This is a genomic window from Actimicrobium sp. CCI2.3 (assembly GCF_035019065.1).
In the GTDB taxonomy this organism is placed as follows: domain Bacteria; phylum Pseudomonadota; class Gammaproteobacteria; order Burkholderiales; family Burkholderiaceae_D; genus Actimicrobium.
Genome location: NZ_JASJWR010000002.1, coordinates 230,817 through 236,949 on the forward strand (window position 1 = coordinate 230,817; position 6,133 = coordinate 236,949).

At 58.7% G+C, this 6,133-nt stretch carries 6 protein-coding genes and 1 tRNA gene; 1 reads left to right on the forward strand and 6 read right to left on the reverse strand.

Annotated elements, in window-relative coordinates; all coding sequences use genetic code 11:
- From QN370_RS02360 to mutL, 6 genes are all read right to left on the reverse strand, one after another.
- Positions 1 to 294 carry a hypothetical protein gene (locus tag QN370_RS02360; protein WP_322128797.1) on the reverse strand — a complete coding sequence of 98 codons (294 nt, stop codon included), beginning with the start codon at positions 292 to 294 and terminating at the stop codon, positions 1 to 3.
- Positions 295 to 306: 12 nt separating this feature from the next.
- Positions 307 to 507 (reverse strand): helix-turn-helix transcriptional regulator, encoded by a 201-nt coding sequence (locus tag QN370_RS02365; protein WP_323581661.1) that lies wholly within the window; start codon positions 505 to 507, stop codon positions 307 to 309.
- A gap of 290 nt (positions 508 to 797) precedes the next feature.
- Positions 798 to 2,057 (reverse strand): tyrosine-type recombinase/integrase, encoded by a 1,260-nt coding sequence (locus QN370_RS02370; protein WP_322128796.1) that lies wholly within the window; start codon positions 2,055 to 2,057, stop codon positions 798 to 800.
- A gap of 165 nt (positions 2,058 to 2,222) precedes the next feature.
- A tRNA-Met gene (locus QN370_RS02375) sits at positions 2,223 to 2,299 on the reverse strand.
- A 37-nt stretch (positions 2,300 to 2,336) separates the two neighbouring features.
- Positions 2,337 to 3,302 carry a tRNA (adenosine(37)-N6)-dimethylallyltransferase MiaA gene (miaA, locus tag QN370_RS02380; protein WP_322128795.1) on the reverse strand — a complete coding sequence of 322 codons (966 nt, stop codon included), beginning with the start codon at positions 3,300 to 3,302 and terminating at the stop codon, positions 2,337 to 2,339.
- Positions 3,299 to 5,155 (reverse strand): DNA mismatch repair endonuclease MutL, encoded by a 1,857-nt coding sequence (gene mutL / locus QN370_RS02385; RefSeq protein WP_322128794.1) that lies wholly within the window; start codon positions 5,153 to 5,155, stop codon positions 3,299 to 3,301. Before mutL ends, miaA begins: the two co-directional genes overlap by 4 nt.
- A 116-nt stretch (positions 5,156 to 5,271) precedes the next feature.
- Here mutL and QN370_RS02390 point away from each other — a divergent pair, with 116 nt between their 5' ends.
- Positions 5,272 to 5,925, forward strand: a complete 654-nt coding sequence (locus QN370_RS02390) for a VTT domain-containing protein (protein ID WP_322128793.1) — start codon at positions 5,272 to 5,274, stop codon at positions 5,923 to 5,925.
- Positions 5,926 to 6,133: the final 208 nt, after the last annotated feature.

The following is a 6,133-nucleotide window of genomic DNA, read 5'->3' on the forward strand; positions in this document are numbered from 1 at the left end:
TCAGCATCCTGCCCCGACTGGATTGGACGTCGCCACGTGCCGGTAACGCTTGACGCGAGCCGACACTCCAAAGCGTGTTGGCACTTTCTCCCAAATGCCGACCAGCGTCAGGCCGTCGGCGCGCAGGATCGACACCGTACTGTTCAAGCAGTGATCCCCGTACCGTTCGGCCTCGAATCGGTTTAGCGATATTCCGGTGCGGAAAAGTGCTTTCATCTTTGCGATCTTGGTATCATCGCGGCGCGTGTTTTCAGTGGCTCCCGTTGACGCGGTGGCCTGTTCGATTTCGTTCATGGTGTCTTCCCCTCAAGCCGTTTTTGCAGCGTTGATACGACCTTCTTGCCACTCGATAATCGAGATTGAAGACCACGCCACGGCTCGTGGACCGATTTTTATCGGTGCCGGAAAAGTCTTTTTTTGAATGTCTTGGTAAATTGAACTACGGGACCGACCGACGGTAGACATTACGGCGGGGAGCCGCATGAATTGATGGTTTGGCATAGACATGTTGCGTTCCTTAGTTTGGATCGCAAAGCATTGAACGTCGATTACAGTATTTCACCCTGTATCTAAATCGCTACCAAAGTGGTTGCGTTTTCAGGATGAAGTGCTTACAATCGGATAGTAGTCTTTGAGAACATACCAATTGCTGTTCGGCTTTGCTGGATTAGTAATTAAGAAAAACCCTACCGGTTCGAGCCAGTGGGGTTTTCCTGCTTTCTGAATGGTATTAGCAGTCAGTGGTCGAATGTACACTATCTGTTTCGTTATGGCAATGCGGCGGCCGCCGGATCCGGTCACGCCGCCCGGAAATTTGCCCGAATAACGGTGCCGCCCTTTGCCGCCGTTTCCAGATAGTCCCCATATTCTTGCATCATGATTTTCCTTTCTTCCAGAAACAAAGCCCTGTCGTAAGCCTCGCCATACGCGTCGCCTGATGCGTGCGACAGTTGGCGGTCAACTACTTCGTGCCGGTAGCCCAAACGCTCCTTGATGACGCCCATAGCAAGCGATCGGAACCCGTGGCCGGTCATCTTGCCGGCATACCCCATGCGTTTGAGTGCCGCAAGAATTCCGAAGTTGGTCGCTGGTTTATCGTGGTCACGTTGGTTCGGGAATAGATACTTGTTGCCGCCGGTGATGGCGTGAAGTTCGCGCAGTAACGCCCATCCTTGGGTCGGTAGAAAAACGTGATGGTTCACTTTGCGCGCTCCGATTTTCTTCTTGCCCATCTTCATCCGGTGCCAGTCGATTACCCATGATTCGTTCTCGAGGTCGATTTCCGACCATGGGGTTTCGGTCAGTTCGCTTGTCCTAACGAATACCATCATCATCAGCCGGAACATGACTTTCGTCGGCACGAACATGCGTCCTTCGATTTTCTCAAATGCCCGAATCAGGTCCGGCAGTTCATCCGGCGTGATGGCGGCATGGTGTCCTCTCTCGCGTGGCTTGAGTGCGCCGCGTAGATTCGACACTGGATCGTTTTCGGCTTTTCCTTCGGCGATGGCAAAGCGGAATATTTGCCCGCACACTTGGCTTTGCCGTTTTGCCATGTCCAAAGCGCCGCGCCTCTCGATTTGACGCAACATGTCCAGCACTACCGGCGCTTTGATGTCGGTAATCGGATACCGGCCGATTAAAGGAAAGACGTCCTTTTCCAGCCGGTGTAAAACATTGGTTGCGGTCCGTGGCTGCCAGCTTTCCAATTTGTTGGCGTGCCACTCGCGGGCGACGGCCTCGAACGTATTGGCGGCGCTGATTGCCTTTTGCGTCTTCTCCAAGCGCTTCGCATCTGCCGGATTGATGCCGCCATCGATTTTCTCGCGGGCGGCGATGCGCTTGTTCCTCGCATCTTTTAAAGAAACATCAGGGTACTTTCCAAATGCGAGTAGGCGCTCCTTGTCGTTAAAGCGGTAACTCATGCGCCAATACTTCGAGCCGTCGGGATTCACCAGTAGGAACAAGCCGCCGCCGTCGCCAAGTTTGTAAGGCTTTTCCTTTGGCTTCGCGGTGCGCGGCTGAATGTCGGTCAGCGGAATGGCGAGTTTTGGCATTTTGCGGGTACCTTTTTTGTGGGTATGAGTTGGTACCCGCAAATGTACCCGTTAAAACTTTGGCTGTACATGGACGCTAAAAGACGGCCACAAACAAAAAACCCGCATCAGCACTGGGCTTTTGCGGGTTTTATGTACGTCTTTGGACATCTTTAAACGTGTTCTTGGTGGTGATAGGTGGATTTGAACCACCGACCCCAGCATTATGAGTGCTGTGCTCTAACCAACTGAGCTATATCACCAAACAGCCAGAGAGTATCGTGTTTCCGGCTTTTGCTGTCAAGGCGAAATTTGCTGTTGGCGGGTGATTTCTATCCGGGCCAATACCAGCGCGCTGGCCTGCGGGTCCAGGCAGTCGATCACGTGCCGCTCCGGTATCCCGCGCAGCCAGGTGAGCTGGCGTTTGGCGAGCTGGCGGGTGGCGGCCAGTCCTTTTTCGCGCAGCGTGGCCAGGTCGATCTGGCCGTCGAGGTATTCCCAGGCCTGGCGATAACCCACGCAGCGCATCGATGGCAGTCCCGGATGCAGGTCGCCGCGCTGGCGCAAGCCAATGACTTCATCGATCAGATTGGGGCCATGTGGCACGAGCATGGCATCAAAGCGGTCGGCGATGCGCCGGTGCAGCGCGCTGCGGTCCGATGGTTCCAGCCCGATTTGCAGTAGCGAAAACGGCAGTTCTACCGGTGCGGCTTGCGCCAGCAGGCTGCTCATTGGCTGGCCGGTCAGCTGATGGATTTCGAGTGCGCGCTGGATGCGCTGCGCATCGTTGGGTTTGAGCCGGGCGGCGGTAACGGAGTCGATCAGTGCCAGTCGGGCATGCATGCCCGGCGAGCCAATCAGGGCGGCGTCGGCGTCGAGCGCGGCGCGCACTTGCGGGTCGGCCTCGGGCAAGGTATCGAGGCCATCGCGCAGCGCCTTGAAGTACAGCATGGTGCCGCCGACCAGTAACGGCAAGTTGCCGCGTGCGAGGATGTCGCTGACCAGTTGCAGCGTCGCGGTTCTGAATTGCATTGCCGAATAGGACTCGGCCGGATCGAGGATGTCGATCAGGTGATGCGGTGCCGCCGCCCGTTCCTCGGCAGTGGGTTTGGCGGTGCCGATATCCATGCCGCGATAGACCAGCGCCGAATCGACCGAAATGATTTCAGACGGAATAACGCGAGCGATCGCCAGTGCAGCGGCGGTTTTGCCGGAGGCGGTCGGTCCCATGATGGCAATCGCCAGTGGCAGGCGCGGCATCGTCATTGGCCGCGCTGGAACAGCCGGTCGAGGTCGGACAAGGCCATCTGCACCCAGGTCGGCCGGCCATGATTGCATTGGTCGGCGCGTTCGGTGGCTTCCATCTGGCGTAGCAATGCGTTCATTTCGGGCAGCGTCAGGATGCGGTTGGCGCGCACGGCCGTGTGGCAGGCCAGCGTGCCGAGCAATTCGTTGCGCCGTTCCAGCAGCACGCGCGAACCGCCAAATTCGCGCACATCGCGCAAGACATCACGTGCCAGCGATTGCGCATCGGCGTTCTTCAGCAGTGCCGGGATGGCCCGCACCGCCAGAGTGGTGGGTGACAGCGCCGCAATGTCGAAGCCGAGTGCGGCCAGCGTCGCCTGGTTTTCTGCGGTGGTGCCGACCTCGACGGCGTCGGCATGGAACGTTACCGGGATCAGTAACGGTTGCACGACGACAGCGTCGGTATCGAGCGCGGTCTTGAACTGCTCGTACAGGATGCGCTCATGCGCGGCATGCATGTCGACCAGCACCAGCCCGGACAGGTTTTGCGCGAGGATGTAAATACCTTGCAACTGGGCCAGCGCAAAGCCGAGCGGGAATTCAACCGTGCCCCCGGACATGCTCGATGGGGTGCCTGATGTCACCGGAGCCGGTTGCCAGCCCGCCACCGCGACCTGCTCGAACGGTTCATTGCTGTCGCCAAACAGCGCGCCGTAGCGGGTGCTGTTCTGTGCGACGCCCGGTTCGGGTTGCTGGCTGAAGCTGCCTTGCCGGGTGTAAGGTTGCGCGTAAGCCGGGGGCGCTTGTTGCGACCTGCTTTGCCACGGCATTGCACCGGCCGCTTGCGGTGCCGGCACCGAACCGTCGGCAGTCGCCGAGGTCTGCGACAGCGCGCGCGTGACGGCATGGAACACGAACTGGTGAACAGCGCGGCTGTCGCGAAAGCGGACTTCGATCTTCGATGGATGCACATTCACGTCGACCAGCGCCGGATCGAGATCGAGCGCCAGCACGTATGACGGATAGCGGTCACCGTGCAGCACGTCCTGATAGGCCGAGCGCACCGCATGCGTAAGCAACTTGTCGCGCACAAAGCGGCCGTTGACGTAAAAATACTGCGCATCGGCACGCCCGCGCGATGCCGTCGGCAAACCGGCATAGCCATGCAGCCGTAACGGTCCGGCGGCTTCATCGAGCGGCAAGCGGGCGGCGCTGAAATCGCTGCCCAGGATGTGCGCGCTGCGCCGGTCCATGTCGGTCAGTGTCCAGTGATCGACGGTCTTGCCGTTGTGCGTGAGCGAGAAAGCCACGTCCGGGCGCGACAGCGCGATGCGGCGCACGACCTCGGCGCAATGACCGTATTCGGTCTGGTCGGACTTGAGGAATTTGCGACGCGCCGGCGTGTTGTAGTACAGGTCCTGCACGTCGATGGTGGTACCGGGCGCGCCGGACGAGGGCACCGGTGCGGGCTGGCTGCCGCTCATTTCCCACGCATGTGCAGCGCTGGCGGTACGGGTGGTCAGGGTCAGTTGCGCAATCGAGGCGATCGAAGCCAGTGCCTCGCCGCGAAAGCCCAGTGTGGCGACGTTTTCGAGGTCTGACAGCGAGGTGATCTTTGAGGTCGCATGACGTGCCAGTGCCAGTGGGATTTCATCGGCGGGGATACCACGGCCGTTATCGGTGATGGCGATACGCTTGATGCCGCCCTGTTCAAGCCGGATGGTGATCTGGGTGGCACCGGCATCGAGCGCGTTTTCGAGTAATTCCTTGACCACGGCGGACGGGCGCTCGACCACTTCGCCGGCAGCAATCTGGGAGATCAGTTGGTCGGGCAGTGCGGCAATCGAGCGGGGAGCGGTGAGAGGAGAAGTCATCGGTCGATTATACCGGTGCATGACCGCCAAACCGGCCGCGCAAGAATGACGGTAGTGTACTATTCCGGCTCAAGTTGTCCTCCGCCCCCTCCTTCAAGATACCTCTCAGGAAAACTATGGATTTCATGCAATTGCTCGATATGGTCATGCACATCGACAAATACCTCGGTGCCTTCATTACCGAATACGGCGCACTGGTGTATGGAGTCCTGTTTGCGATCATCTTCGGAGAAACCGGGCTGATCGTGTTGCCGTTTTTGCCGGGCGATACCCTGCTCTTCATTGCGGGCGCTTTTAGTGCCGAAGGCCAGATGAACCTGCTGGTACTCAATGCGCTGCTGATCACGGCAGCGGTGACTGGCAACACGCTCAATTACTTCGTCGGCCAGGCGATCGGACAAAAAGTCTTTACCCATAATTACCGCTGGCTCGACCAGGCGGCGCTGATCCGGACCCACTCTTTTTATGAAAAGCATGGCGGCAAGACCATCGTGCTGTCGCGCTTCGTACCGATCGTGCGCACCTTCGCACCATTCGTGGCGGGCGTCTCCGGCATGCGGTTTGCTACCTTCCAGTTATACAATATTACCGGCGCGGTAGCCTGGGTCGGCGGTCTGACGGTGGCGGGCTACTTCTTCGGCAACATCCCGATCATCCGCGACCACTTGAGTGCGATCGTGCTTGTCGGTGTCGGTGCAGCGGTCGTGCCAGTGGTGTTGGGTGGGCTGTGGAAGGTGTATCGGAAAATGACGCGGGCGCGGGTGAGTTGACCGGCTGGCCTTGGCCACGGCCACGTGTGCATTCGGTGCAATGCCCTACGGTTATTGCACCCTACCAAGCACCAGGCTCCGTCAGGTGCAACAAACGCAGGACATTGCACCGCCCGCATTCACGAGGCTCCGTAGATACTCTGTTCAAAAGCAAGCCTTTTTCAGGTTGAAGAGCGAATCATTTGAGCAGGGACCGCATAGAATCGCG